The sequence below is a fragment of the Palleronia marisminoris genome (assembly GCF_900172315.1).
GTDB classification, from domain to species: Bacteria; Pseudomonadota; Alphaproteobacteria; order Rhodobacterales; family Rhodobacteraceae; genus Palleronia; species Palleronia marisminoris.
This window is the reverse complement of record NZ_FWFV01000005.1, coordinates 245,309-270,148: the sequence shown is the minus strand read 5'-3', so window position 1 is coordinate 270,148 and position 24,840 is coordinate 245,309. Positions and strand designations below refer to the sequence as shown.

The 24,840-nt window shown below is 68.3% G+C and carries 23 protein-coding genes; 7 read left to right on the top strand and 16 right to left on the bottom strand.

The genetic code is table 11. The annotated features are described in order from the left end of the window. Positions 1–81: 81 nt before the first annotated feature. Positions 82–477 (top strand): hypothetical protein, encoded by a 396-nt coding sequence (locus PAM7066_RS10785; RefSeq protein WP_085854216.1) that lies wholly within the window; start codon positions 82–84, stop codon positions 475–477. Here PAM7066_RS10785 and xseA read toward each other — a convergent pair. Then, the gene (gene xseA, locus PAM7066_RS10780; RefSeq protein WP_085854170.1) at positions 474–2,030 is read right to left on the bottom strand and encodes an exodeoxyribonuclease VII large subunit; all 1,557 of its coding nucleotides are present in this window, start codon (positions 2,028–2,030) and stop codon (positions 474–476) included. The genes PAM7066_RS10785 and xseA overlap by 4 nt on opposite strands. A 111-nt stretch (positions 2,031–2,141) precedes the next feature. Here xseA and purD point away from each other — a divergent pair, with 111 nt between their 5' ends. Next, the gene (purD, locus tag PAM7066_RS10775; protein ID WP_085854169.1) at positions 2,142–3,407 is read left to right on the top strand and encodes a phosphoribosylamine--glycine ligase; all 1,266 of its coding nucleotides are present in this window, start codon (positions 2,142–2,144) and stop codon (positions 3,405–3,407) included. A 29-nt stretch (positions 3,408–3,436) separates the two neighbouring features. Here the strand turns inward: purD and PAM7066_RS10770 are convergent, their stop codons facing one another. Next, positions 3,437–3,760: a 2Fe-2S iron-sulfur cluster-binding protein gene (locus PAM7066_RS10770; protein WP_085854168.1), complete on the bottom strand. Its 324-nt coding sequence runs from the start codon at positions 3,758–3,760 to the stop codon at positions 3,437–3,439. Positions 3,761–3,860: 100 nt separating this feature from the next. Here PAM7066_RS10770 and PAM7066_RS10765 point away from each other — a divergent pair, with 100 nt between their 5' ends. Together PAM7066_RS10765 and PAM7066_RS10760 are read left to right on the top strand one after the other, a co-directional pair. Further along, positions 3,861–4,250 (top strand): OB-fold nucleic acid binding domain-containing protein, encoded by a 390-nt coding sequence (locus PAM7066_RS10765; protein ID WP_245749656.1) that lies wholly within the window; start codon positions 3,861–3,863, stop codon positions 4,248–4,250. 58 nt (positions 4,251–4,308) lie between these two features. Beyond that, positions 4,309–4,806: a peptidoglycan-binding domain-containing protein gene (locus PAM7066_RS10760; RefSeq protein ID WP_175484621.1), complete on the top strand. Its 498-nt coding sequence runs from the start codon at positions 4,309–4,311 to the stop codon at positions 4,804–4,806. A 64-nt stretch (positions 4,807–4,870) separates the two neighbouring features. Here PAM7066_RS10760 and PAM7066_RS10755 read toward each other — a convergent pair whose 3' ends face one another. The 11 genes from PAM7066_RS10755 to PAM7066_RS10705 all read right to left on the bottom strand — a co-directional run bounded on the left by PAM7066_RS10755 (position 4,871) and on the right by PAM7066_RS10705 (position 20,001). Continuing rightward, positions 4,871–6,322, bottom strand: coding sequence for a DegQ family serine endoprotease (locus PAM7066_RS10755; RefSeq protein ID WP_370738090.1), 1,452 nt, complete (start codon positions 6,320–6,322; stop codon positions 4,871–4,873). A gap of 154 nt (positions 6,323–6,476) precedes the next feature. Next, on the bottom strand, positions 6,477–6,671 hold the full coding sequence (locus tag PAM7066_RS10750; protein WP_085854165.1) for a DUF2065 family protein: 195 nt from the start codon (positions 6,669–6,671) through the stop codon (positions 6,477–6,479). After that, entirely contained in the window at positions 6,671–7,711 is a 1,041-nt protein-coding gene (gene hflC, locus PAM7066_RS10745; protein WP_085854164.1) for a protease modulator HflC, read from the bottom strand. Before hflC ends, PAM7066_RS10750 begins: the two co-directional genes overlap by 1 nt. Then, the gene (gene hflK, locus PAM7066_RS10740; RefSeq protein WP_085854163.1) at positions 7,711–8,874 is read right to left on the bottom strand and encodes an FtsH protease activity modulator HflK; all 1,164 of its coding nucleotides are present in this window, start codon (positions 8,872–8,874) and stop codon (positions 7,711–7,713) included. The genes hflC and hflK overlap by 1 nt, the downstream gene beginning before the upstream one ends. Positions 8,875–8,951: 77 nt before the next feature. Next, positions 8,952–10,400, bottom strand: coding sequence for an FAD-dependent oxidoreductase (locus tag PAM7066_RS10735; RefSeq protein ID WP_085854162.1), 1,449 nt, complete (start codon positions 10,398–10,400; stop codon positions 8,952–8,954). Between the two features lie 596 nt (positions 10,401–10,996). Beyond that, complete coding sequence (gene pyrG / locus PAM7066_RS10730; protein WP_085854161.1) at positions 10,997–12,640, bottom strand: CTP synthase; 1,644 nt, start codon at positions 12,638–12,640, stop codon at positions 10,997–10,999. A 111-nt stretch (positions 12,641–12,751) separates the two neighbouring features. Then, positions 12,752–13,123 (bottom strand): preprotein translocase subunit SecG, encoded by a 372-nt coding sequence (gene secG, locus PAM7066_RS10725; RefSeq protein WP_085854160.1) that lies wholly within the window; start codon positions 13,121–13,123, stop codon positions 12,752–12,754. Positions 13,124–13,213: 90 nt separating this feature from the next. After that, positions 13,214–15,268: a hypothetical protein gene (locus tag PAM7066_RS10720; protein WP_085854159.1), complete on the bottom strand. Its 2,055-nt coding sequence runs from the start codon at positions 15,266–15,268 to the stop codon at positions 13,214–13,216. Between the two features lie 88 nt (positions 15,269–15,356). Next, positions 15,357–18,128: a DUF4159 domain-containing protein gene (locus PAM7066_RS10715; RefSeq protein ID WP_085854158.1), complete on the bottom strand. Its 2,772-nt coding sequence runs from the start codon at positions 18,126–18,128 to the stop codon at positions 15,357–15,359. Beyond that, positions 18,128–19,003 (bottom strand): DUF58 domain-containing protein, encoded by an 876-nt coding sequence (locus PAM7066_RS10710; protein ID WP_085854157.1) that lies wholly within the window; start codon positions 19,001–19,003, stop codon positions 18,128–18,130. The genes PAM7066_RS10715 and PAM7066_RS10710 overlap by 1 nt, the downstream gene beginning before the upstream one ends. Beyond that, positions 19,000–20,001: an AAA family ATPase gene (locus PAM7066_RS10705; RefSeq protein ID WP_085854156.1), complete on the bottom strand. Its 1,002-nt coding sequence runs from the start codon at positions 19,999–20,001 to the stop codon at positions 19,000–19,002. Before PAM7066_RS10705 ends, PAM7066_RS10710 begins: the two co-directional genes overlap by 4 nt. A gap of 89 nt (positions 20,002–20,090) precedes the next feature. On the opposite strand from PAM7066_RS10705, the gene PAM7066_RS10700 reads away from it, so the two are divergent. Further along, complete coding sequence (locus PAM7066_RS10700; RefSeq protein WP_370738089.1) at positions 20,091–20,642, top strand: DUF1285 domain-containing protein; 552 nt, start codon at positions 20,091–20,093, stop codon at positions 20,640–20,642. Positions 20,643–20,662: 20 nt separating this feature from the next. Here the strand turns inward: PAM7066_RS10700 and PAM7066_RS10695 are convergent, their stop codons facing one another. Together PAM7066_RS10695 and hemE are read right to left on the bottom strand one after the other, a co-directional pair. Then, positions 20,663–21,331 carry a hypothetical protein gene (locus tag PAM7066_RS10695; protein ID WP_085854154.1) on the bottom strand — a complete coding sequence of 223 codons (669 nt, stop codon included), beginning with the start codon at positions 21,329–21,331 and terminating at the stop codon, positions 20,663–20,665. 32 nt (positions 21,332–21,363) lie between these two features. Then, positions 21,364–22,392: a uroporphyrinogen decarboxylase gene (hemE, locus tag PAM7066_RS10690; protein WP_085854153.1), complete on the bottom strand. Its 1,029-nt coding sequence runs from the start codon at positions 22,390–22,392 to the stop codon at positions 21,364–21,366. A gap of 99 nt (positions 22,393–22,491) precedes the next feature. Between hemE and hemC the strand changes: the two genes are divergently transcribed. Next, the gene (hemC, locus tag PAM7066_RS10685) at positions 22,492–23,424 is read left to right on the top strand and encodes a hydroxymethylbilane synthase (RefSeq protein ID WP_085854152.1); all 933 of its coding nucleotides are present in this window, start codon (positions 22,492–22,494) and stop codon (positions 23,422–23,424) included. After that, positions 23,421–24,101, top strand: coding sequence for an aminoglycoside phosphotransferase/kinase family protein (locus tag PAM7066_RS10680; protein ID WP_085854151.1), 681 nt, complete (start codon positions 23,421–23,423; stop codon positions 24,099–24,101). Before hemC ends, PAM7066_RS10680 begins: the two co-directional genes overlap by 4 nt. On the opposite strand, the gene PAM7066_RS10675 is transcribed toward PAM7066_RS10680, so the two are convergent. Then, positions 24,098–24,832, bottom strand: coding sequence for a hypothetical protein (locus tag PAM7066_RS10675; protein ID WP_085854150.1), 735 nt, complete (start codon positions 24,830–24,832; stop codon positions 24,098–24,100). The genes PAM7066_RS10680 and PAM7066_RS10675 overlap by 4 nt on opposite strands. Between the last annotated feature and the right edge of the window lie 8 nt (positions 24,833–24,840).

Here is a 24,840-nt window from a genome sequence, read left to right as displayed (position 1 = left end):
GTCGGCCGCGTGTTTACCGCGGATCCCGGGCAGGAAAACCCGGCCATGGACCCCGGCGCGCCGGCATGGCAAACTCGGGCCATGTGGCGAGGCATCCTTCTCATCGCGACCCTGGCGGCGCCGGCCGCCGCGCAGGACTCGCCTCTCGACGCCGAGGCGTTCGAGGCCTTCACCGCGGGCAAGACGTTCAACTATTCAGCAAATGGCGTGCCCTACGGTGCCGAGGAATATGGAACGGGCCGGAGCGTCGAGTGGTCCTTCCTCGACGGCGAGTGCATGACCGGGCGATGGTATGCCGACGGGCCGGACATCTGCTTCGTCTACGAGGACGGCCCGCCCGTGCAGTGCTGGCGCTTCTACCGCGAGGGCACCGGTCTGCGGGCCGAGTTCCTGGGCGGGGGCGGCGACACGGTGCTCTACTCGACGACCCGGACGGACGAGCCACTCTACTGCCTCGGCCCCGAGGTGGGCGTCTAGAGCAGCGATCCCTGCTCGGGCGGCGGCGATTTCGGCTTGGTTCGCTTCGGCGCTGCGCCACCCGGCCCCACGGTCACGCGACCATCGGCGAACTCGATCTCGAGCGTGCGCGCTTCGCTGGCGCGCGCCTTGTCGGTGACGATCTCGGTTCCTTCGCGCACCACGGCGTATCCACGGGCGAGCGTTTCCCGGTAGCCAAGCGTCGAATGCAACCGATCGAGCCCGTCGAGCCGCCGCCGCGCCACGTCGATCCGGGCGCAGAACGCCCGATTCAGCCGATCCTCCATCCGCGTCAGCTCGCGCCGGCCACGCTCGGCCTCACGCGCGATCGGGCGGGGGGACAGGCGCGCAGCCAGCCCTGCCACGGCGCGCTGCCGTTCGCGAACCCCGCGCCGCAGCGCCGGAGCCAGGCGCGTGCCCAGCCCCGAGGCGGCGGCGCTGCACCTCCCGATCCGCTCGCGCAGGGTTGCTGGCCGCAGGGCCGCGGCGGCCGCATCCAGGCGCGCCCGGCGGGCAGACACCCCGGCCAGAAGCGCCTGCGGCAGCCGCGCCTCGATCCAGTCGAAGCGCTGGCGGGCGGTGGCGGTCAGGCTCTCGGGGCGGGGCAGCGCGCGGGACAGGTCCGCCAGCCGTTGCCGCCGCGCCGCGATTCCCTGCAGAAGCGCACGGTTCAGCCGCCCGCCCTGCCCGTCCAGCGTGATCTGAAGCTCCATCCGCACCGGCACGGCAAGCTCGGCCGCCGCGGTCGGCGTCGGCGCGCGACGGTCCGAGACGTAGTCGATCAGCGTGGTGTCGGTCTCGTGACCCACGGCCGATATCAGGGGGATACTGCTTTCTGCGGCGGCGCGGGCCACGACCTCCTCGTTGAAGCCCCACAGATCCTCGATCGAACCGCCGCCCCGCGCGACGATCAGCAGGTCGGGTCGAGGGATCGCTCCGCCCGGCGCCAATGCGTTGAAGCCCCGGATCGCCGCCGCCACCTGCGGCGCGCAGTCCCTGCCCTGCACGGCCACAGGCCAGACCAGGACCTTCCGCGAAAATCGCTCGCGCAGGCGATGGAGGATGTCCCGGATCACGGCGCCCGACGGAGAGGTCACGACGCCGATCACCTCGGGCAGGTAGGGCAGCGGGCGCTTGCGTTCGGCGGCGAACAGCCCCTCGGCCTCGAGCGCCTTCTTGCGCTTTTCGAGCATTGCCATCAGCGCGCCGACGCCAGCAGGCCGCACGTCGTCGACGCTCAGCTGGTATTTCGACTGCGAGCCGAAGGTGGTCAGCTTGCCGCTCGCGATGACCTCCATCCCCTCTTCGGGGCGCTGCGTCAGGGCGCCGACCTGCCCCTTCCACGCAACCGAGGCGAGCACGTTCCGGTCGTCCTTGATGTCGAAATAGAGGTGCCCCGACCGCGCGATGAACACGCGGCCGACCTCGCCGCGCACATGGACGCGGTCGAACTCGCCCTCGATCACGCGTTTCACCGCGCCCGAGATCTCGGACACCGTGAATTCATGGGCATTCCCGCCCGGCCCGCTGCGGTCGTCTTCGAACAATTCCATGCCGATAGGACTACCTTGTGCCGGCGGCGGATTGAAGTCTCGGGTCGCGCGGTGCTTCACAAAGGAGACGCGGCTCGCTATCGGCGGGGCGATCCAAGCGGAGGTGCGCCCATGAACATCCTCATCCTCGGCGGCGGCGGGCGCGAGCACGCCCTGGCCTGGGCCGTCCTGCAGAACCCGAAATGCGACCGCCTGATCGTGGCGCCCGGGAATGCCGGCATCTCGGGCATCGCGGAATGCGCCGATATCGACATCGAGGACGGCGCGGCAGTGGCCGAGTTCGCGGGCGAGAACGCGGTCGATCTTGTGGTGATCGGACCCGAGGCCCCGCTGGCTGCCGGCGTGGGCGATGCGCTTCGGGAAGCGGGGCTGACCGTCTTCGGCCCGAACCGGGATGCGGCCATGGTCGAAACCTCGAAGAGCTTCACCAAGGCGCTCTGCGATGCGGTGAACGCGCCGACGGCGACCTATGCGCGGTTCGAGTCCGCCGAACCGGCGAAGGCCTATGTGGCCGAGCAGGGCGCACCCATCGTCGTCAAGGCCGACGGGCTGGCGGCCGGCAAGGGCGTGATCGTGGCCGAGACGGTCGAAGACGCCACCACTGCCATCGACGACATCTTCGGCGGCCAGTTCGGCAGCGCGGGTGCCTCGGTCGTGATCGAAGAGTTCATGACCGGCGAGGAAGCCTCGTTCTTCGTTCTGGTCGATGGCGAGGACGTGCTGCCCCTGGGCACCGCGCAGGACCACAAGCGGGTGGGCGAGGGCGACACCGGCCCCAACACCGGCGGCATGGGCGCCTACTCGCCTGCCCCGATCATGGACGAGGCAGTGACGCGGAAGGCGCTGGACGAGATCGTGCGCCCCTGCATCGCCGAACTCGCGCGGCGCGGGACGCCCTATTCCGGTGTGCTCTACGTGGGCCTGATGATCGAGGGCGGACAGCCGCGGCTGGTCGAGTTCAACGCCCGCTTCGGCGATCCCGAATGCCAATGCCTGATGATCCGGCTGGGGGCGCAGGCGCTCGACCTCATGCAGGCCTGCGCCGAGGGGCGGCTGTCCGAGGCGCGGGTGAACTGGGCGGACGATCACGCGATGTGCGTGGTGATGGCGGCCGAGGGCTATCCAGGCACCTACGAGAAGGGCAGCACCATCGGCGGGCTTGAGCACCTGACGGCGACGTCCTCGCAGGTCGTGTTCCACGCGGGGACCAGCCTGCGCGACGGGCGGCCGGTGGCGAACGGCGGACGGGTGCTGGGCGTGACCGCGCGTGGCGACGACCTGCGGCAGGCGCGCGAACGGGCCTATGCCATGGTCGACGCGGTGGAGTGGCCGGAAGGATTCTGCCGCCGCGATATCGGCTGGCGCGCGCTGGACTGATGCGGCCCCAAAAGGGGCCGCGATCCGCGTCAGATCTGCTTTTCCGGCATCTGGACGACCAGCCCGTCCAAGTCGTCGCTGACCTTGATCTGGCACGTCAGGCGCGACCGGGTCGGGTCGGGCTCGAACGCGAAGTCGAGCATGTCCTCTTCCATCGGCTCGCGGGCGGGCAGTTTCCCGACCCAGTCCTCGGCGACATAGACATGGCAGGTCGAGCAGGCGCAGGCGCCGCCGCAATCGGCCTCGATCCCGGGGATGTCGTTGTCGCGCGCGCCTTCCATGACCGTCAGGCCGTTCGACACGTCCACGACGTGTTCCTTGCCGTCATGCTCGATATAGGTAATCTTCGCCATCGGGGGCTCCTTCGCATTCTTCGGGCCATAGCTAGGACCTGTTGCCGCATGATGCCAGTGCGGGATTGGCCGCCGGACGGCAATGTTCTACCCTTGTTCCATGGTTGATTTCGAGTCTCCCCCCACCGGCTGGCCACGCCCGCCGGCCGCCCTGCCCCATGGCTGGCTGAACCGCCCGCCGAACGGGGCGCGCGTGACCGTGGCGGGGCTGGTCCTGCTGCGGCAGCGGCCGGGCACGGCGAAAGGGGTCGTGTTCGTGACGCTCGAGGACGAGACGGGCGTCTGCAACGTGATCGTCTGGCGCGCGATCTACGAACGGTTCCGCCGGGCGGTGATCGCCGGACGGTGCCTGCGGGTGACGGGCCGTGTCCAGCGCGACAGCGGGATCTGCCACGTCATCGCCGAGCAGGTCGAGGATATCAGCTGGATGCTGGACGACCTGCTGCGCGTCGAAGCCACAGCGGACGAGAATGGGGCCGACCGGGGCTAGGCCCACCGACCGCCCGCGGCTAGCTTCGGCGAAAGGTCCACAGAAGGCCAAGAGCAGCATGTTCCGCCTGACCCTTCCCGCGCTTCTCGTGCTGTCGGCCTGCGCGTCCGGCCGTCCCGACGTCGCGCGCTTCGTCGAGCCGATGCTGCGGGCGACGGGCGAGCAGCAGGTCGACCTGACCCGCCCCGAGATTTGCCAGTCGCGCGACGAGACACCTGCCATCGTCGAGACAGTGACCGAAAGCCGGGCCGGCGCGGATGGTCGCTATCAGACGCGGACCACGCATCGGATCGTCGCAGCGCGCGACGAGATCTGGTTCGACACCCCCTGCCGCGACGCCTGGACCCCCGAGTTCATCGCCAGCGTGCAGCGCGCCCTGATCGTGCGCGGCTACATGGCCGGCCCCGCCACCGGAACGATCGACCGCAGCACCCGGCGGGCCATCCGCGCTTTCCAGAAGGTCGAGGGCATCGATTCGGACGTGCTGAGCATCGCCGCGGGAAAGCGGCTCGGGCTGATCGTCTATGACCGAGACGAGGCCATGGCAAAGCGCTGAGCATGAAAAAGGGCGCGCCCCCGAAGGAGCGCGCCCGCATGGAACCCGTTACGGGGTGTCCTGATCAGTCCTCAAGCGGCAGCGCCACGAAGCGGGGCTCGCCATCGCGCCGCAGAAGCAGCAGAAGCGAACGGCGGCCAGCGTCGCGCGCGGCCTCGATCTGCTCTTCGAGTTCCGAGACCGAGGCGACCTGCTCTTGCCCGGCTTCGGTGATGACGTCACCTGCGCGAATGCCCTTCTCGTAGGCTTCGCTGTCGGTGGCCACGTCGGTCACGGCCAGCCCGTCCTGGTCCTCGGACAGGCCCAGCTGCTCACGCATCTCGGACGTCAGCGGCTGCACGGTGACGCCGAGCACGTCGGTCTCGTTGGCCTCGTCCGGCGCATCGAGTTCCATCGCGGCGGGCACGGCCTCGGCATCCTCGCGGCGGCCAAGCGTCACGTCGAGTTCGACCTCGTCCCCATCGCGATAAACCGTGAGAGGTACCGTATCGCCGACCGGTGCGTCGCCGACGCGGCGGACGAGGCCGCGCGTGTCCTCGACCTCGGAACCGTTGAACGAGATGATCACGTCGCCAGCCTCGATCCCGGCCTCTTCGGCGGGGCCTTCGGGAACGTCGGTGACAAGCGCGCCGGCGGCTTCTTCAAGCCCCATGCTCTCGGCGATGTCGTCGGTCACATCCTGGATCCGGACGCCCAGCCAGCCGCGGCGGGTCTCGCCGAACTCCTGAAGCTGGTCGACGACGTTCTGCACCACATTAGAAGACATTGCGAAGCCGATGCCGATCGAGCCGCCGTTGGGCGACAGGATCGCGGTGTTCACGCCGACGACCTCGCCATCCATGTTGAACAGCGGACCGCCCGAGTTGCCGCGGTTGATGGCCGCATCGGTCTGGATGTAGTCGTCATAGGTGCCCGTCAGCGCCCGGTTCCGGGCCGAGACGATGCCGGCCGAGACCGAGAAGCCCTGCCCAAGCGGGTTGCCCATGGCCATGACCCAGTCCCCCACGGCCGCCTCGTCCGAATTGCCGAAGGGCACGGGCTGCAGCGGTGCGTCGCTGGCCACCTTCAGAAGGGCGATGTCGGTCTGCGGGTCGGTGCCGATGATCTCGGCATCGAGGGTTTCGCCGTTGTAGAACTCGATCTGGATCTCGTCGGCACCCTCGATGACGTGGTTGTTCGTCACAATGTAGCCGTCTTCCGAGATCACGAAGCCCGAGCCCAGGGCCTGGCTGCGGCGGGGCGTGCCTTGCTCTTGGTTGCGATCCATGAAGTCGCGGAAGAAGTCCTCGAAGGGCGAACCTTCGGGGATCTGCGGCATCTGGACGGTATCGCGCGAGACCATGGTCGAGGTGGTGATGTTGACCACCGAATCGCTGATCTGCTCGGCCAGCGGGGCGAAGGTCTCGGGGGCGGCGTTCGCGCTGATGGCCGGCGCGACCACCATCGTGGTGCCAAGCAACAGGGCCGTGGTCAGACGGCGGACCTGGCGCGCGGGGGTGATGGTGAATCTGGTCACTCTGCTCTCCTAGGGGTCGGGTGCCTTGCGGCTCTCCCGGTCGGCGGCCGACCGGGCTGAACGTGCTGATGTCGTAAAAGATAAGTTCGGCCGCCCTCAACACAACGATCCATCGCGCCGGCTCAACACCGTGTGAAACAATGTAATCTTGGCATCAGGCGCCGAGGCTGCGGGCAAGCGCGACAAGGGCCACGCCCGCCACCACGGCAATAAGGCCCGCCAGGCGGCGGGCCTCGATCGGGAAGCTTCGCAACATCTCGAGGACGTCTTCGATCCGGTGGGGAAGGAGGGCGAGAACGACGCCCTCCACGACCGCGACCGCCCCGAGCACGAGGAGCAACGTGGCCATCAGTTGGTCTGCGCCGCCGCCTCGCCTTGCGTGTCGTCGGTCCGGACCGCCGTGCCGCGGATCACGGCGCCGTTGCCCCCTTCATCCGACGACTGCGTTGCCGCCGCGCTTTCCTCGGAGCTCACGCTCGCGGCCGATCCTTCGCTGCTTGTCGCTGGGCCGGCGCCGTTCGGGTTTGCGCTCTTCAGGTATTCGAAGAACTCGCTTTGGGGCGACAGGACCATCGTCGAGTTATCGCCCTGGAGCGACGTCTCATAGGCAGCCAGCGAGCGGTAGAACTCGAAGAACGCCGGATCCGCGCCGAAGGCCTCGGCGAAGACTCGGCTGCGCTCGGCATCCGCCTCGCCTCGGGCGATGTCCGCCTCGCGAGACGCGTCGGACACAAGCTCGACCCGCGTCCGGTCGGCCTGCGCGCGGACACGCTGCGCGGCTTCTTCACCACGGGCGCGTTCGTCCGTCGCTTCACGCTCACGCTCGGCGCGCATGCGGGCGAAGGTCGCTTCGAGGTTCTGATCCGGCAGGGCGGTCAGTTTCAGACGAACGTCGATGACCTCGATCCCCAGGGATTCCGATTCCTCGCGCGCCTGATCCCGGATCCGGGTCATGAGGAGCGAGCGATCATCGGACAGGATCGTGTTCGACGTGACCCCTTCCGAGCCGAGCACTTCGCGGGTCTGCGCAACGAGGATCCGGCCCAGACGCTCTTCGGCCGAGGCAACCCCGCCAAGACCGACGGCGCGGCGGAACTGTTCGACGTCGCGGATACGATAGCGCGCGAAGGCGTCCACGATCAGACGGCGATCGTCCGAAGGCGTGACCTCGATCGGAGCGGTGTCGAGAGACAGCGTCCGGGCGTCATAGCGCACGACGTCCTGGATGATCGGGATCTTGAAGGAAAGCCCGGGCTCTTCCTTGACGTCCTTGATCTGGCCGAACTGGAGGACGAGGGCCTTCTCGCGCTCGTCCACGACGAAGATCGAGGACAAGAGCAGGAAGAGCGCGACGACGACGAGGCCGAGAAAGATGTATACCTTGTTCATCAGTTTGCCCCTACGATCGGTTGGGTCTGCTGCGCACCAGCGCGATTCCGGCCAAGTTCATTCAGCGGCAGATAGGGCACGACACCCTGACCTCCGGCACCGCCCTGTTCGTCCAGGATCACCTTGTCGACGCGGCCCAGAACGTTCTCCATGGTTTCGAGGTAGAGACGCTTGCGGGTCACTTCGGGTGCAAGCTGGTACTCGCCCAGCACCGCCGAGAAGCGGGATGCCTCGCCTCGGGCCTCGTTGACGACGCGGGCGCGATAGCCTTCGGCCTCTTCGAGGATCTGCGCGGCCTCACCACGGGCGCCGGCCAGGACCTGGTTCGCATAGGCGTCGGCCTGGCGCTGAAGCCGGTCACGTTCCTGCTCGGCTGCCTGCACGTCGCGGAACGCGTCGATCACTTCGGTGGGCGGGTCGGCCTTGTCGAGGTTGAGACGGATGATGTTCACCCCGCTGTTGTAGGAATCGAGAGTGTTCTGAATCAGTTCCTCGACCTCCTGCGCGATGGCTCCGCGATCCCGGTTCAGGATGGGCGCAAGCTCGGACGACGCGATGACCTCGCGCATGGCCGATTCGGATACGGCCTGAATCGTCACCACCGGATCGGCGAGGTTGAACAGGAATTGCGCGGGATCGCTGATGTTCCAGACGACATCGAAATCGATATCCACGATATTCGAGTCGGTCGTCAGCATCAGGCCATCGTCGATGTCCGATCCGCGACCTTCGCCCAGCTGCTCGGTCTGCTCGCGCGAGACCGGAAGGACCTCGGCGGTGACGAGGGGCCACGGCGCGAAGTTCAGGCCGGGCTGACCGGTCGAAGAGTATTCGCCCAGGAACAGCTCCACCGACTGCTCTTCAGGGCGCACGGTGTAGACGCTGGCGAAGAGCCAAAGCGCAACGAGGACGAGCCCCGCAAGAATCCACGTGCCGCGACCAAAGCTTGGCCCTCCGGTGCCGCCACCGCCACCGGTGCCGCCCTTGCCGCCCATCAGGACGCGGAGCTGCTCTTGCCCCTTCTTCATGATCTGGTCGATGTCGGGCACCTGCCCGTTGCCGCCCGAGCCGGGTCGCTGGCCGGGGGGGCGGCGGTCTCCGTTTCCGCCGCCGCTGCCCCTGTTGCCAGAACCGCCCCAGGGGCCGCCATTGTTGCTCGCCATGTTCGGTGAGTCCCCTCGCGTTTCAAATGTCCCGTGTAACTTGTCTTAGATGCGCACTGAGGGAAAGCCGTTCAACCTCAGGCGCGCGGCTGCGACATGGTGACGAGCTCTTCCGTGGCCGTCGGGTGCACGGCGCAAGTCATGTCGAACTGCTCTTTCGTGAGGCCGTTCTTCACCGCGATCCCGACAAGCTGGATCCACTCGCCCGCACCTTCGGACACGATATGCGCCCCCAGCACCACGCGCGTCTCCTTGTCCACGATCAGCTTGAACATTGTGCGGTCCGGGCGGTCGATGAAGGCGGTTTTCATGGGCCGGAACGAGGTCGCGTAGACCTCGATGTCGTGCGTCTCGCGGGCCTGCTCTTCGGTCAGGCCGACCGAGCCGAGCTCGGGCTGGGTGAACACGGCCGAGGGGATGAGCTCGTGATCGACGGGGCAATCCTCGCCCAGAAAAACCGTCCGCGTGAACGCCATTGCCTCGCGAATGGCCACCGGCGTCAGCTGCACACGGTCGGTCACGTCTCCGATAGCGTAGATCGAGGGGACGCTGGTCTGGCTGTAGCGGTCGACCACGATCTCGCCCCGTCGGCCCAGTTCGACCCCGATCTCGGCCAGGCCCATGCCTTCGGTGTTGGGCGCGCGCCCCGTGGCGAAGAGCACCCGGTCGAACACCCCCTCCCGCCCATTGGAGGCCTTGACCCAGATCGACCCGGTGCCGCCCGGGGTCTCGGTCCGGTCGGTCACGTCCTCGCCCACCGGCGCCCCCATTGCCGCGTCCGAGCCGCCGGCCGTCGGCATGTGCTCGGTATCGGCGCGGTCCATGTTGACCACGGACGTGCCGGTGTGGATGTCGATGCCGTTGCCGCGCATCATCTCGGCCACGAGGCCCCGGCTTTCCTCGTCGAACCCGTTCAGGATCTGGCCGCCGCGCAGGTACATCGTCACGTTCACGCCGAGGCCAGCCATCATGCAGGCGAACTCGCAGCCGATATAGCCGCCCCCCACGATCAGCAGCGACTTCGGCAAGGTGTCGAGGTCGAACATGTCGTCCGAGACGAGGCCCAGATCCTTCGTCGCGTAAGGCGGCTTCACCGGGCGGCCGCCGGTGGCGATCAGGATGTGCTGGGCGCTTTTCACCGTGCCGTCGGCCAGCGTGATCTCGTGCGGCCCAGTCACGCGGGCGCGGGTGGGGAAAATCTCGACCCCCGACTTGCGCAGCATCGTGCCGTAGACCCCCTCGAGCCGGTCCAGCTCGGCGTGCAGGTGCTTGCGGAACATCGGCCAGTCGAAGTCGCCGACATCCGCGTCCCACCCGTAGAGCGCGGCGTTCTCGACCTCGCGCGGGAAGTTCGAGGCGAAGACCATCAGCTTCTTGGGAACGCAGCCGCGGATGACGCAGGTACCACCCATCCGGCTTTCCTCGGCCAGCGCGACCCGGGCACCGGTCGCAGCCGCGGTGCGCGCCGCGCGCACGCCACCCGATCCGCCGCCGATCACGAAAAGGTCGTAGTCGAAATCGCTCATTCCAGTCTCCCCAGGGTCGCGCGCCGCAGAGATAGCAGACATGGCGCATAAGAAAACGGGCGCTGGTCCGGCGCCCGTCGTTCATGCGGCAAGATCACACCGTCAGAGATCTGCTGGACGTTCCCCTCGACCTGATCCGCCTGGCCGTCGTGCTGATCAAACGTCGGGAGAGCAACACTCGGTCACGGCAACAGCGCCGCTCACCTGCGCGTCTGCGGTCGTGTGGGAACGATGGGCAAGCGCGCTCGTGGCCAGGAAGATACCTGTAACGAACGCGATCGTTGCGCCAAGAGACACGACGGCCACGAATGTCGGCCTGTTATGCGAGGGCGCCGGCATCAAGCACGCGCCGCAATGTGAAACGCCGAGACGCATGCGATGGCCGCAAAAACGGCATGTGAAGAGTCGTGTCGACATAGATCATCCCGAAGCGAAACACGTTCGAAGCGCAGTGCCACTTTCGAGCAAACACGACTCGCAGTCCGGCAGGCGCGGTCCCGCGCGCCCTCAAGGCTCCCCGGGCTCATATTAAGATGAGTATTGGCGGCGGGGCAGCTATCCATTGGATATACCATCACTACACCCGCATACACCTTTCAGACTAGGCGCGAGACCTCTTTCGCCGCCCGCACGAAGTCCGCAAACAGCGGGTGCGGCGCGAAGGGCTTGGATTTCAGCTCGGGGTGGAACTGCACGCCGATGAACCACGGGTGGTCCGACACCTCGACGATTTCGGGCAGGCGACCGTCGGGCGACATACCCGAAAAGCACAACCCCTGCGCCTCGAGCGCCTCGCGATACTTGATGTCCACCTCGTAGCGGTGACGGTGACGCTCTTCGATCCGGTGGCTGCCATAGACCTCGGCGACCTTGGAACCGTCCTTCAGCTGCGCCGTGTAGGCCCCCAGGCGCATCGTACCGCCCTTCTGGTCCAGAACGTCGCGGGCGATGGTCTGGTTGTCCTTGATCCATTCCTTGAGGTGGAAGATCACCGGCTCGAACCTCTCGCCCCCTGCCTCGTGGTCGAATTCCTGGCTGCCGGCGTTTTCGAGCCCCGCGAGGTTCCGCGCCGCTTCGACCACCGCCATCTGCATCCCCAGGCAGATGCCGAGGTACGGGATCTTCCGCTCGCGGGCGAATTGCGCGGCCTTGATCTTGCCCTCGGTTCCACGCTCGCCGAAGCCGCCGGGCACGAGGATCGCGTCATAGGGCTCGAGATGAGGCGCCGCATCCTCGCGGTCAAAGATCTCGGCATCGACCCACTCGATCTTCACCTTCACCCGGTTCGCCATGCCGCCATGGGTCAGCGCCTCGGCGATGGATTTGTAGGCGTCCTCGAGCTGCGTGTACTTGCCGACGATGGCCACCTTGACCTCGCCTTCGGGGTTGAACACCCGGTCCGCCACGTCGTGCCAGCGATCCAGGATCGGCTTCGGCGCCGGGCTGATGCCGAACGCATCGAGCACCGCCTGATCCAGCCCCTCGCGGTGATAGGCCAGCGGCGCCTCGTAGATCGACTTCAGGTCATAGGCCGCGATCACGCTGTCAGGGCGCACGTTGCAGAACAGGGCCAGCTTCTCGCGCTCTTTCTCGGGGATCGGGCGTTCGGAGCGGCAGACCAGCACGTCCGGCGCGATACCGATCGACCGCAGCTCCTTCACGCTGTGCTGGGTCGGCTTGGTCTTCAGCTCGCCGCTCGCCGCGATCCAGGGCAGCAGGGTCAGGTGCATGAAGATGCACTGCCCGCGCGGCCGCTCCTGCGCGAACTGGCGGATCGCCTCGAAGAAGGGCAGGCCCTCGATGTCGCCGACGGTGCCGCCGATCTCGCAGAGCTGGAAGTCCACCTCGTCGGCGCCGATCGTCAGGAAATCCTTGATCTCGTTGGTGACGTGCGGAATCACCTGAATCGTCTTGCCCAGGTAGTCGCCCCGCCGCTCTTTTTCGAGCACCGACGAATAGATCCGCCCCGCCGATACCGAATCCGTCGAGCGCGCCGCGACGCCGGTGAACCGCTCGTAATGGCCGAGATCCAGGTCGGTTTCGGCGCCGTCATCGGTGACGAAGACCTCGCCATGCTCGAATGGGCTCATCGTGCCGGGATCGACGTTCAGATAGGGGTCGAGCTTGCGCAGCCGCACGCTGAAGCCCCGCGCCTGCAGAAGCGCCCCGAGCGCCGCCGAGGCCAGCCCCTTTCCAAGGGACGAAACCACGCCGCCTGTGATGAAAACGTAACGCGCCATGCGGGAGCTCCCCGTGATTTTCGAAGGAATCCGAACGGCCCGACGGGCCCCTCACGGGATTTGGTGCCTAGGGCATTCGCGCGCCACCCGCAACAGGCGCGCGACCTCGACTCACTCGGCCCGGGGCGGCAGCGAGGCGTCCGGCGCGGCGGTCGGCGGGGGCAGAAGGTCGCCGCCAAGTTCCGGCACGCTGGGCGACTGGTCGCCATCGGTGACCGGCGCGCCTGAGGTCCCCAGCCGATCCAGAACCGAGCTGTCCGAGGTATTCTGCGCCGCGATGACGGTCAGCCAGATCGAGGTGCAGATGAACGCGATCGCCAGGCCCCAGGTCATCTTGCCGAGGGCGGTCGCCGCCCCCCGCGCCGACATGGTGCCGCCACCGCCCCCCATGCCAAGCCCACCGCCTTCCGAGCGCTGAAGCAGCACGACACCGATCAGGCACAGGGCCAGGATCAGGTGGATGGTAAGGACGATGTTTTCCATGGGGCGGTATCCCGTCTCGCGTGACCGTCTCCATCTATGGGGAACCCGCGCCGCACGCAACCCGCCCAAGCGCAGTCGATCACGCCCGGGTCAGCGGCGCCCCTCGCGCAGCCACGCCCCGATGGCGAGCGCGCCAGCGATCAGCAGCCACAGCCACGCGGGCAGAAGCGGCACCGCCGTCACGTCCGCCGTCAGATAAGCGCCGCGCGGGGTGATCCCGATCCAGCCGCGCCCGGCCGCCGGCCGTCCCTCGCGCACTTGGCGCAGGCCGGGCAGCCCCTCTTCAATCGAGCGGATACCGCCCTGAGTCGCGTCGATCACCGGCTCGAGCACCTCGCCGCTCGCCACGGTTTCTGCGAATTCACGGGGCGATTGCGGGCCGAGGGCGATCACCGCCTCTTCGTCGCCCTGTGTCAGGCGATAAAGGCCGATCTCAGGTCCCTGATACACCGCCTGGAACCGGCCGGGGGCGACCTCTTCCATCTCCAGCGTGACCGTCTCGCCGGTCGGCCCCTCGATTTCCACCGGGCCGGCCTCATCGTCGAGGGTACGTCGCGTCACGGTCATTGTCTGGCCGTCCGCCGTCGCCGTCAGCGCCTCTTCCTCAAGCTCGGGCTCTTCCATCGACCAATGGGCGACGCGGCGCAGCAGGTCGAGCTGCGGCCCGCCCCCTTCGAAACCCCGCGACCACAGCCATGCGTGATCCGAACCCAGCAGCGCCACCCGACCCTCGCCAACCCGGTCGAGCACCAGAAGCGGGCTGTCCCCGATCCCGGTCATCACGACCTCGCCCGACACCGGCTCCAGCTCGATCTGGCGCATCCAGCGGCCCCAGGCGGGCGTTTCGCCGTCGCCGCCCAGCCCTTGCGTCACCGGGTGGCGCCGCCCGATATCGGTCAATTCGGGCAGGTAGGGTTCTTCCAGCACGCGGCTTGTCGGCGCGGCAGGCAAGATTTCCCCAAGTGGCGAGCGATAGAGCGACGCGGCGGTCGCGAAATCCGGGCCGGCCGCGACCAGCACCGCGCCGCCGTTCTCGACATACTGCCGCACGTTGTCGAGGTAGAGCGCGGGCAGGATCCCCCGCCGCTGGTAGCGGTCGAAGATGATCAGGTCGAACTCGTCGATCTTCTCAAGGAACAGCTCGCGCGTCGGGAAGGCGATCAACGACAGCTCGTTCACCGGCACGCCGTCCTGCTTTTCGGGCGGCCTGAGGATCGTGAAGTGCACTAGGTCGACACTGGAATCCGACTTCAGCAGGTTGCGCCACGTCCGCTCGCCCGGATGCGGCTCGCCGGAAACCAGAAGCACCCGCAGCCGGTCCCGCACGCCGTTGATCTGCACCACGGCAGCGTTGTTGCGGTCGGTCAGCTCGCCCTCGGCGACTGGAACCTGGAACTGGATCACGTTCATCCCGGCATGGGACAGCACCACGGGCAGTTCCATCTCTTCGCCGGTGGGCACGGTGAAGCTTTGCGCCTCGCCCCCATCGACCGAGATCAGCAGCTCCACCGGACCCTGCCGATCATCGGGCACGGCGCCCTGGTCCTCGACCCGCAGCCGCAGCGCCACCTCCTCGCCCAGGATGCCGAAGGCGGGCGCGGTCGTGATCTCGAGCCGCCGGTCCCAGTCGTCCTCGTGGCCCGTCATCAGCAGGTGCAGCGGCGCGGGCAGGTCCGGCGCGTGCTCGATGTCGTGAAGGCGCCCGTCCGAGATCAGCACCGCGCCGGCGATCCGTGCCGAAGGCTCTTCGGCCATGGCCTCGGCCAGGGCGGTCATCAGGAGCGTGCCATCGTCCTCGTCCCCGTCACCAAGACGCACCACGCGCAGTTCGGTATTCTCCAGCGCCGCCACCTCGGCCTCGAGCCGCTCCAGCGCCCGTTCGGACTGCGATTCCCGGTCCGAAATCCGCTGCGATGCGCTTTCGTCCACCACCGCGATCACGATATCGGACAGGGGCGCGCGTTCTTCGCTTTGCAGCGACGGCCCGGACAGTGCCGCCAGAAGCGCCACCGCGGCCAACCCGCGAAGCCACCAGCCGCCCAGGCCCCGCCATAGGGCCAGCCCCACGACCAGCGCCGCCAGAAGACCCAGCGCGGCGATCACCGCCCAGGGCACGAGCGGGTCGAAGATCACGGTTTCGGTCACGTCGTCCTATCCTTCCGCGTCTTCATCCTGCGAAAAATACTCCGGGGGAGCGGCGCAGCCGCGGGGGCAGCGCCCCTTCCGCCCCCGGTCAATTTCCCAGCCGATCGAGCAGGGCCGGCACGTGCACCTGGTCCGACTTATAGTTGCCGGTCAGGACGTGCATGATCAGGTTCACGCCGAAGCGCAGGGCGATCTCGCGCTGCTGCTCTCCGGCAAAGCCGCGACCCACGGGGAACATGCGCCGCCCCTGCTCGTCCACCGCCCAGGCCGCGGCCCAGTCGTTGCCGCCGATCACCACCGGCGTCACGTTGTCGTTGAGGTCGCGGAACGGCATCCCCTCGACGGCCTCTTCGGCGCCGGGGGGGGCGGCCTCCACCCAGATCGTGCCTTCGCGGTGCCGCCCGGGAAAGTCCTGCAGCAGGTAGAACGTCCGCGTCAGGACGTGGTCGTCGGGGATCTGCTCCAGCGGCGGAATGTCGAGGGGCCGGGCAAGCTCCTGCAGCATGCGGCTTGTCGCGGTGGCGCCGCCGGCGCTGGAAACGTCTGCGTCGCGCGTGTCGAACAGGATCATGCCGCCGGTGCGCAGGTAGGCGTTCAGCTTGGCATAGGCCTCGTCCGAGGGACGCTCCATGTCGGCCGTCACGGGCCAGTAGAGGAACGGGAGAAGGGCCAGTTCGTCCTCTTCCACGTTCACGCCCACCGGCGCGGCCGGCTCGACCGAGGTGCGGCGGAACAGCGTCTGCCCCAACCCTTCGAGGCCGGCGGCGGCCACGCGGTCCACCTCCGGATTGCCGGTCAGGACATGGGCGAGGGTCACTTCCGACGTCACGTCGACGGCAAAGCCCTCGTCCGTGGTCGCCGCCGCCTGCTGCGCCCGGACCTCGCCGCCCAAGGGCATGAACGCCAGCGCCGCGACCACCGCAGCCGCCCGCGGCCCGGTCAGACGCCCGGCAAGCCAGAGCGCGGCGAGCACGTCGAGCGCCAGGAGACCGAGCCCCAGCGACAGGAGCAACCCCGCGAGGGAACGTTCCTCGCTGGTTCGCAACCCCTCGACCGGGATGCGCGCGGGCCAGATCGCGGGGGTGAGACTCGTCTCGGGCCCGACGACGTTCAGGGCGATCCGGCGATCCTCGCCGGCGTAGAGGCCCGGTGGCGCCTCGGGGCCGGGCTCACCGGCGGCCAGCCGCTCGCCCGGGACGCCGGGCAGCGTCCCGGCCTCCTCGACCTGCCCGAAGGCGGTGAGCCGCTGGTCGATGGTCCAGGTGGTGCCTGCCAATTCCTCGGCATCGGGCTGCGAGGGACGGGTCGAGACGGCCAGGCGTTCCAGCATCGAAACGAAGAGACCCGACAGCGGCAGGCTCGACCACTCGGCATTGGCGGTGACGTGGAACAGAACCACCTGCCCCGCCCCGATCCGCTTGCGCGTGACGAGCGGGGTGCCGTCGGCAAGCGAGGCGATCGTGCGGTCCGACAGCTCGGGGTCGGGTTCGGCCAGGACCTGGGCGTTCACCGAGACATCCTCAGGAATGGACAGGCCCGAGAAGGGCGAGTCGGCATCGAAGGCGCGCAGGGTCTTGGGCTCGCCCCAGCTCATCGCGCCGCCGACCGACCGGCCGCCCGCGCGCAGCCGCACCGGCATCAGCGGCTCCTCGCGGTCGCGCGACAGGTCCGACGCCGCCACGCGCGGGCCGGCAAAGCGCACCAGAAGCCCGCCATCCTCGACCCATTCGCGCAGCTGGTCGGCCTGACCGGCAGGAACCGTGGCCACGTCGGCCAGGACGATGGCATCGGGATTGGCCAGCAGAACCTCGGACAGCGAGCCGTCCAAAAGGTCCGCCACCGGGTCCAGCGCCTGTTCGATGTAGTGCGTGGGGTTCAGCAGCTCGAGCCCTTCACGGTCGTCCTGCCCGGCGATCAGCGCCACCTCGCGCCGTTTCAGCGCGTCGTCCGTCAGCGTAACCGCCCCGGCCGAGCGGGTGCCGATGACCTCGAACCGGCTGACCCGGTTGCGCAGCTCGGGCGGGAGGGACAGCGACAGCTCGGCCTCGGTCGCGCCGTCCTCGAACTCCAGCTCGGCGGTGGCGAGCTCGCGTTCCACCCCGTTGGGATCGAGCCCGCTAGCCGCGACCGTGACGGTCGCCGCGCCCTCGGGGCGGGCGCGGGTCAGGGACAGGGCTATGGCGCCATCCTCGAACGCGGCGGGACGCAGTCCGTAGATCGGACGGGGGCTTTCGAACACGCTGACCGCACCCCGCGCTTCGAGCGCCGTCAGAACCTCGGCGCGCCAGTCGTAGGCCAGGCCGTCGGACAGCCAGATCGTGTCGAAGGCCCCGTCGAGCCTCGCGGCCCAATCCGCGGCACCCTCGGGCGCCCATGGTGCGGGCGTGAGACCCGCAAGCTGCGCCTTCCACGACTGTGCGGCGCGGAATGGCAACTCGCCCTCGGGCCGGTCGGTCAGCACCACCAGCGCCGCCGTCCGTCCGTCGCGCGCGGCCTCGTCCAGCGCCTGTTCGACGCGCTCGATCCGGCGCGGCCAGTCGCGCGCATCCGACCAGGTGCCGTCCATCAGGACCAGAAGCGGCCCGCTTGCCGCCGTCCGCGGGTCGGGGTTCAGCACCGGCCCGGCAAAGCCCGCGATCAGCGCGGCTATGGCCAGCGAACGCAGCAGCAGCAGCCACCACGGCGTCTTGTCGGCCTGATGCTCTTCGTCCTTCAGGCCCAGAAGCAGGGCGACGCCCGGGAAGCGCCGACGGATCGGCGCGGGCGGAACGGCGCGCAGCAGAAGCCACAGGATCGGCAGCACGATCAGTCCCAGAAGGATCCAGGGGGCCGTGAAGCCGATGGGGCCGAGGATCAGCATCACACGACCCTTTCAAGCGCCGACCACGCCCAGAGCAGGATGCTCGTGGCCGGATGATCGGTGTGGTGGGTGCTGTATTGCCAGCCGGTCGCGCGGCAGAGGCCCTGCAGCTCGGCCTTGCGCTCGGCCAGACGCTCCAGGTAGCGGCCGCGCAGGTCGCGGGCCTTCAGCGTCTCGTGGCGGATGGTCCCGCCGATGCTTTCGAAGATCGTGCGGCCATCGAAGGGGAACGCCTCTTCCTGGGGGTCGAGCACCTGGATCAGCATGCCCGATACGCCGCGATCGGCGGCTTCCGTCAGCGCGGCGCGGGCGGGGGCGATGTCGCCCAGGAAATCCGACAGGAATACCGCGCGCGACCGCGACGGCATCTCGCGCGCCACGGGTGCGCCGTATTCGCCGCCCGGACCGCTGCGCTCCAGCGCCTCGGCCATGCGCATCAACTGCAGCTCACCGGTGCGGGCGGGCAGGTCGTGGCCCATCAGCCCAAAGCGCTCGCCGGCCTGGTTCAACAGGATCGCAAGCGCGAGGCCAAGTTCGCTGGCGCGGAAGCGTTTCTCGGGCAGGTTCCGGGTCGAGGCAAAGCGCATCGAGGCCGAAGTATCGACCCAGATCGTCACCGATTGCGCGGCCTGCCATTCCATCTGGCGGATGAAATGCGCATCCGATCGTCCCGAGCGGCGCCAGTCGATATTGCGCGCCTCGTCGCCCTGAACGGCGGTGCGGTACTGCCAGAACTCGTCGCCATGCCCCGGCCGTCGACGCCCGTGCGAGCCCAGCACGACCGAGCCCGCCAGATGGCGTGCGCCCGCCAGAAGCGGCGGGAAGGGCGCCGCCAGCCGTTCGGCACGGGACCGGAGGGTGACGGGATCGCTCACGCGGCCGACCGCACCTTCGTCGTACGCTCGACGGTTTCGGCGATCACGCGGGCCAGGCTTTCGCCCCGGGCGCGGGCGGCGAAGGTCAGGGCCATGCGGTGGATCAGCACCGGCTCGGCCATGTCGGCCACGTCCTCGACATTCGGCACCAGCCGTCCGTCGATCAGTGCCCGCGCGCGCACCGTCAGCATCAGCGCCTGTGCGGCGCGGGGGCCGGGGCCCCAGCCGACATGCTCGCGCACCGCCTGCGACGCGGTCGGGTCCTCGGGGCGGCAGGCGCGCACCAGGTCGAGGACCGCATCGGTCACGCCGTCGCCCACCGGCATCCGGCGCAAGAGCATCTGCGCCTCGATCAGCTCGTGGTCGGTGAAGACCGCGTGGGCGACCTCGTCGGTGCTGCCGGTCGTGGCCAGCAGGATGTCGCGCTCGGTATCGCGGTCCGGGTAGGGCACGTCGATCTGGACCAGGAACCGGTCGAGCTGTGCCTCGGGCAGCGGGTAGGTCCCCTCCTGCTCGATCGGGTTCTGGGTTGCGAGGACATGGAAGGGGGCCGCCAGCGCATGGTCCTGCCCCGCCACGGTCACAGATTTCTCCTGCATGGCCTGAAGCAGCGCGGACTGGGTCCGAGGAGAGGCCCGGTTGATCTCGTCCGCCATCAGAAGCTGGGTGAAGATCGGGCCCTGGATGAACTTGAACGCCCGGCTGCCGTCGGCGCCGGTCTCCAGCACCTCGGAGCCCAGGATGTCGGCGGGCATCAGGTCGGGCGTGAACTGCACCCGCTTGCCATCAAGGCCCATGACGATCGACAGCGTCTCGACCAGCCGCGTCTTTCCGAGGCCCGGAAGGCCGATCAGCAGCCCGTGGCCACCGCAGAGAAGGGTCGCAAGCACCAGGTCGACCACGCGGGTCTGGCCGATGAATCGCTTGGTGATCGACGCGCGGGCCTGGGATAGCTTGTCGCCCAGCGTCTCGATCTCGTACAGGATGGGGTCCACCATGACATCGCTCCTCGGGCAACTAGGTCATTCAACGCACCATCGCAGACCTATCGCGGGGGGCACAAATGACAAAAGCGGGGTTGAGACAAATGGCCGTGATGCCGGACGCGAATGCCTTGGCCGATGCCGCCCGTGCCGCTTCCAAAGGCGGTATGCCGCCGGTCGAGAAGTGGGATCCCCCCTTCTGCGGCGACCTCGACATGCAGATCCGGCGCGACGGGACGTGGTTCTACCAGGGAACGCCCATCGGACGGCACCGGCTGGTGCGGCTGTTCTCGACCATCCTCAAGCGCGAGGGCGACGCCTATTTCCTCGTCACACCGGTCGAAAAGGTGGGAATCACGGTCGAGGACGCGCCCTTCATCGCGGTGGATTTCACGGTGGATGACGGAACCTTGACCTTCCAGACCAATGTGGGCGACCGCGTCGGCGCCGATGCCGACCACCCGATCCGGGTCGAGCGTGACGAAAGTGGCGAGCCCTCGCCTTACGTCATGGTGCGCAACGGTCTCGAGGCGCGGATCGACCGTAAAAGCTTCTACCGCCTGGTGGATCGGGGCGAGGTCGAGGGCGACTGGTTCGGCATCCGCTCGGCCGGCACGTTCTTTCCCATTGTCCCGGCGGCCGAATTGCCGGACTGACGCATGGCTCTCGACCCTGATCAGGCCGCCTCGGATTTTGATTGGCCGTTCACCGGCGTGGCCATCTCCAGCTCGCTTTCGATCTGCTGTTCGAGCCGGCGCCGGATGCGCCGCCGCGCCCTCCGCCCCGTGTGCTGGATGGTCGAGACATGCTCGGGGTGGAAAATGCGCGTCTGACCGCATTGCAGGATCGTGTAGGTCGAGCTGGCCGCCGAGATCAGCGCGGAATATCCTGTCGAGGCGACGACCGTGATCGTGACGCGCTCGACCTCGTCGGCTTTCAGCGGCTGGTCCGAATGCCGCTCGATCCGCTTCATGAGGCTGTCGAAACTGCCGGCGTCGAGGTAGTCGCCCGAGCCCAGCGGCCCCTCGTTCGTCGCCGCGTCGGGGGTGGAGAGCTCTTCCGCGCTGATGTGATCGTTCTGGGTGATGTAGGCCGTCGTCACCTTGTCGCCCGAGTAGCAATCCGCGATCAGGGCCGAGACGTAGATCGGCTCGGCCCCCATGTTCGAGATGAACAACCGCGCTTCGGGTCCGGTCCCGGCGCCGCGACGGATGAGGATCATCGGCGACTTCTGCCTGCGATGACTGATGAAGAACAGGTTCAAGTAGACGATCCAGACGATCGTCAGGATGATGTTGACGATCACCGAGATGACGTCGGAATGCTGCGCCATGAAATCGAACATGACGGCGCAACGGCTGCGGCCTGGCGCGGTTCCTACCCCCTGAGCGTCTCGAGCATCAGGGTCACGTTGTCGGGATCCGCGTCCGGCGTGATCCCGTGGCCCAGGTTGAACACGTGCGGCCCGCCGGAGAAGGCGTCGCGGATGCGCCGCACCTCGTCCACCAGCGCCTGACCGCCCGTCACCATGTGGCCCGGCGCCAGGTTGCCCTGCACGCAACCCGAGACCTGCACGTTGGCTGCCGCCCATTCGGGATCGACCGAGTTGTCCAGCGCGACGCAATCCGCCCCGGTCGCGTTGTGGAAGCCGACGTAGCGCTCGCCCGCCTCGCGCGGGAAGGCGATGACAGGAATGCCCGAGTGGCGTTCCTTCAGCGCGGCGGTGATGCGCGCCGCCGGCTCTTGAGAATAGCGGAGGAAGTCGTCGCCCTTGAGCGATCCGGCCCAGCTGTCGAAGATCTTGACCACCTCGGCCCCCGCATCGACCTGCGCCGAGAGGTATTCGATGGTCGCCTCGGTGATCCGCTCCATCAGCGCATCGAAGGCCGGGCGGTGCGCCTCCTTGAACGCGTGCGCCGGCCCCTGATCGGGGGTGCCGCGCCCGGCGATCATGTATGTCGCCACGGTCCAGGGCGCGCCGGCAAAGCCGATCAGCGCGACGTCGTCGGGCAGCTCGCGCGACAGGATGCGCACCGTCTCGTAGATGGGCGACAGGGTGTCGTGGACCGCGTCGGCGGGCTTCAGGGCGGCGACGCCTTCGGGCGTTTCGATGGGCGACAGCCGCGGTCCCTCGCCGGTGACGAACCACAGGTCGGCACCCAGCGCCTGTGGCACCAGCAGGATGTCTGCGAACAGGATCGCCCCGTCGAACCCGAAGCGGCGGATCGGCTGCAACGTGACCTCGGCGGCGAGTTCGGGATTGTAGCACAGCGACAGGAAGTCGCCGGCCTTGGCGCGCGTCTCGCGGTATTCGGGCAGGTAGCGCCCTGCCTGGCGCATCATCCACGCGGGCGGCACGTCCATCACTTCGCCCCCGAGCGCGCGCAACAGCTTCTTGGTCATCATGGCTCTCCGTCCGGTCGGCGCTTGGTCGGGCGGGCAGGCACGGGTGTCAAGGCTTGTTGCCCTGCCCCCGCCGCGGCCCTATGCCTCGGACCCATGGATATGCCCACCCCAAATACCCCGCTGAAGATCGGCACGCGCGGCTCGCCGCTGGCGCTCGCACAGGCCAACGAGACGCGCGACAGGCTGGCGACCGCCTTCCACCTGCCGGGCGAGGCGTTCCAGATCGTCGTCATCAAGACCACCGGCGACCGGGTGATCGACCGCCCCCTGCGCGAGATCGGCGGCAAGGGCCTGTTTACCCGCGAGATCGAAGAGGCGCTGCTGTCGGGCGAGATCGACATCGCCGTCCATTCCATGAAGGACATGCCGGTCGCGCAGCCCGAGGGGCTGACGCTCGACACCTACCTTCCGCGCGAGGATCCGCGGGACGCATTCATCTCGCTGGACGGCGGCAGCCTCGCCGAGCTGCCCGAGGGGCGCGTGGTGGGCACATCGTCGCTGCGGCGCAAGTCGCAGCTTCTGAACCGGCGGCCCGACCTGACCGTGGTCGAGTTCCGCGGCAACGTGCAAACCCGCCTGCGCAAGCTGGCGGACGGCGTGGCGAATGCGACCTTCCTTGCCATGGCCGGCCTCAACCGCCTCGGCGACGATGATGTCCCCCGCCTGCCCATCCCCGAGGACGAGATGCTGCCAGCCGTCGCCCAGGGCGCAATCGGGATCGAAAGGCGCCTGTCCGACGACCGCATGGCCGAGATGCTGGCCGCGATCCACGACCACGACACCGGCCTGCGCCTCGCGGCGGAACGGGCGTACCTCGCCCGGCTCGACGGGTCGTGCGAGACGCCCATTGCCGGTCTGGCAGAGTTGACCGGCGACACTCTTCGGCTTCGGGGAGAGATCCTGCGGACCGACGGGTCGGAATGCCTGTCGGACGAGGTCCAGGGGGCAATCGCCGACGGCGCCGAACTGGGCCGGCAACTGGCCGAGGCGCTCCTGTCGCGGGCGTCGGACGATTTCTTCGACTGGAAATGACGCGGAACGACGGGCCGCCGCTGCATCTCTGGGACGTCAGGATCAAGGCCACGCCGGTCCCCGCCGACAACCGCGCCGTCCGCGCCGCCGATCGAATCTTCCGCCCCACGACCCGCAGCGACGAGGCGGTGGCCTGGCTGAACGACGTTCACGACCTGGCGGAGCGCGCAGGGTTTGCCGTGCCGCGCCACGTGCCAAGCGTGAACGGCCGCTTGGTCGAGGACGGCTGGACCTGCGAGATGGCCCTCTCCGGCCGCCCCTTTGCCCCGACCGAGCTGCCGCAGATCCGCACGCGGATCGCCGTCTTCCACGACCTGACCCGCCGTGTGCCGCAGCGGCCCGATTTCCTGTCTTCGCAGTCGCTTCTGAAGTGGAGCCGCGGCGGCGATATCGACCTCGACGCGATGCCGCCAGAGGTTGCCGCCGCCTGCCGCGCGGCATGGGAGCCGCTGGTCAACCAGCCGCTGACGGTGGTCCACGGTGACCTGAGCCCAAAGACCCTGGTCCGGTGCGCGGACGGCCGTCCCGGGCTGCTGGGCTGGGACGAAAGCCGCCGCGACGTGGCGCTGTTCGACCGCGCCGAGGCCGAGCAGCCGCGCCTGGCCTGGCAGGTCGCCGCCCGCTGGACCCGCGAGCCGACGCGCGCCCGCCGCCTCGCCTCGCGCCTGACGGGCTAGGCCGAGTTCAGCCCCAGCAACGCGTTGTCCAGAACGTCGTCCAGCCGCTTGATCCACTGCGAGATCGCGGTCTCGGCCTGGGCGCCGTCGATCTCGATCACGATCACGTCGCGCGAGTTCGCCACCCGCAACGAGAACGCCTCGCCATGGATCGACTGGCCCAGCACGTCGAGGCTTTCCTCGCCCGCGGCCGAGAAGCGCACCATGAACGGGTTGCCGACATCGGCCGTCAGGCCCTGATCCTCGGTGAATTCGGGTGAGCGGACTGCCAGCATGGTCTCGGCCTTGCGCTGGCCAAGACCAGCATCGCCAAGCTCGGACGAGTTCATGAAGTCGGACAGGTCGCTCAGCTCGTCCCGAAGCCGCGGCGAGACCTTCGCCACGTCCTTCAGCGAGGTGACCCAGGCGTCGAAATTGTCGAGCTGGGTGTAATCCTCCATCAGGAAATACCGCAGCGCGTTGGTCAGCGGGAACAGTTCGGACCGGGCCGTTCCGGCCATGTCGAGGATCACCAGCTTGGCGATGCGCCTTTGCGCCCGGCTCATCAGCAGCAGGTTGGTGATGAGGTAGGCCGCCGCCATCGGTTCGGCCGCCGCGCCCAGCCTCTCGGCGTTGCGCACCGACAGCACCAGCTTGCCCAGCTCGGTGATCGAGCGGCCGCGGGCGAAGGCTTCGAACTTGGCCTTCTCTTCGGGGACGAAGAAGGCGACGTCGTCGTATTTCGCAGTCATGCTCTTCT

Excerpts from the sequence above, each read along its gene's own strand:
- xseA (WP_085854170.1), bottom strand. The coding sequence starts at position 2,030 with ATGGAATTGTTCGAAGACGACCGCAGCGGGCCGGGCGGGAATGCCCAT.
- PAM7066_RS10715 (WP_085854158.1), bottom strand. The coding sequence starts at position 18,128 with ATGCTGATCCTCGGCCCCATCGGCTTCACGGCCCCCTGGATCCTTCTG.
- PAM7066_RS10680 (WP_085854151.1), top strand. The coding sequence starts at position 23,421 with ATGACGCGGAACGACGGGCCGCCGCTGCATCTCTGGGACGTCAGGATC.
- secG (WP_085854160.1), bottom strand. The coding sequence starts at position 13,123 with ATGGAAAACATCGTCCTTACCATCCACCTGATCCTGGCCCTGTGCCTG.
- PAM7066_RS10675 (WP_085854150.1), bottom strand. The coding sequence starts at position 24,832 with ATGACTGCGAAATACGACGACGTCGCCTTCTTCGTCCCCGAAGAGAAG.
- PAM7066_RS10785 (WP_085854216.1), top strand. The coding sequence starts at position 82 with ATGTGGCGAGGCATCCTTCTCATCGCGACCCTGGCGGCGCCGGCCGCC.
- PAM7066_RS10765 (WP_245749656.1), top strand. The coding sequence starts at position 3,861 with ATGGTTGATTTCGAGTCTCCCCCCACCGGCTGGCCACGCCCGCCGGCC.
- PAM7066_RS10770 (WP_085854168.1), bottom strand. The coding sequence starts at position 3,760 with ATGGCGAAGATTACCTATATCGAGCATGACGGCAAGGAACACGTCGTG.
- PAM7066_RS10695 (WP_085854154.1), bottom strand. The coding sequence starts at position 21,331 with ATGTTCGATTTCATGGCGCAGCATTCCGACGTCATCTCGGTGATCGTC.
- hflC (WP_085854164.1), bottom strand. The coding sequence starts at position 7,711 with ATGAACAAGGTATACATCTTTCTCGGCCTCGTCGTCGTCGCGCTCTTC.
- PAM7066_RS10735 (WP_085854162.1), bottom strand. The coding sequence starts at position 10,400 with ATGAGCGATTTCGACTACGACCTTTTCGTGATCGGCGGCGGATCGGGT.
- PAM7066_RS10705 (WP_085854156.1), bottom strand. The coding sequence starts at position 20,001 with ATGGTGGACCCCATCCTGTACGAGATCGAGACGCTGGGCGACAAGCTA.
- PAM7066_RS10760 (WP_175484621.1), top strand. The coding sequence starts at position 4,309 with ATGTTCCGCCTGACCCTTCCCGCGCTTCTCGTGCTGTCGGCCTGCGCG.
- PAM7066_RS10750 (WP_085854165.1), bottom strand. The coding sequence starts at position 6,671 with ATGGCCACGTTGCTCCTCGTGCTCGGGGCGGTCGCGGTCGTGGAGGGC.
- pyrG (WP_085854161.1), bottom strand. The coding sequence starts at position 12,640 with ATGGCGCGTTACGTTTTCATCACAGGCGGCGTGGTTTCGTCCCTTGGA.
- purD (WP_085854169.1), top strand. The coding sequence starts at position 2,142 with ATGAACATCCTCATCCTCGGCGGCGGCGGGCGCGAGCACGCCCTGGCC.
- PAM7066_RS10700 (WP_370738089.1), top strand. The coding sequence starts at position 20,091 with ATGGCCGTGATGCCGGACGCGAATGCCTTGGCCGATGCCGCCCGTGCC.
- hemC (WP_085854152.1), top strand. The coding sequence starts at position 22,492 with ATGCCCACCCCAAATACCCCGCTGAAGATCGGCACGCGCGGCTCGCCG.
- hemE (WP_085854153.1), bottom strand. The coding sequence starts at position 22,392 with ATGATGACCAAGAAGCTGTTGCGCGCGCTCGGGGGCGAAGTGATGGAC.
- hflK (WP_085854163.1), bottom strand. The coding sequence starts at position 8,874 with ATGGCGAGCAACAATGGCGGCCCCTGGGGCGGTTCTGGCAACAGGGGC.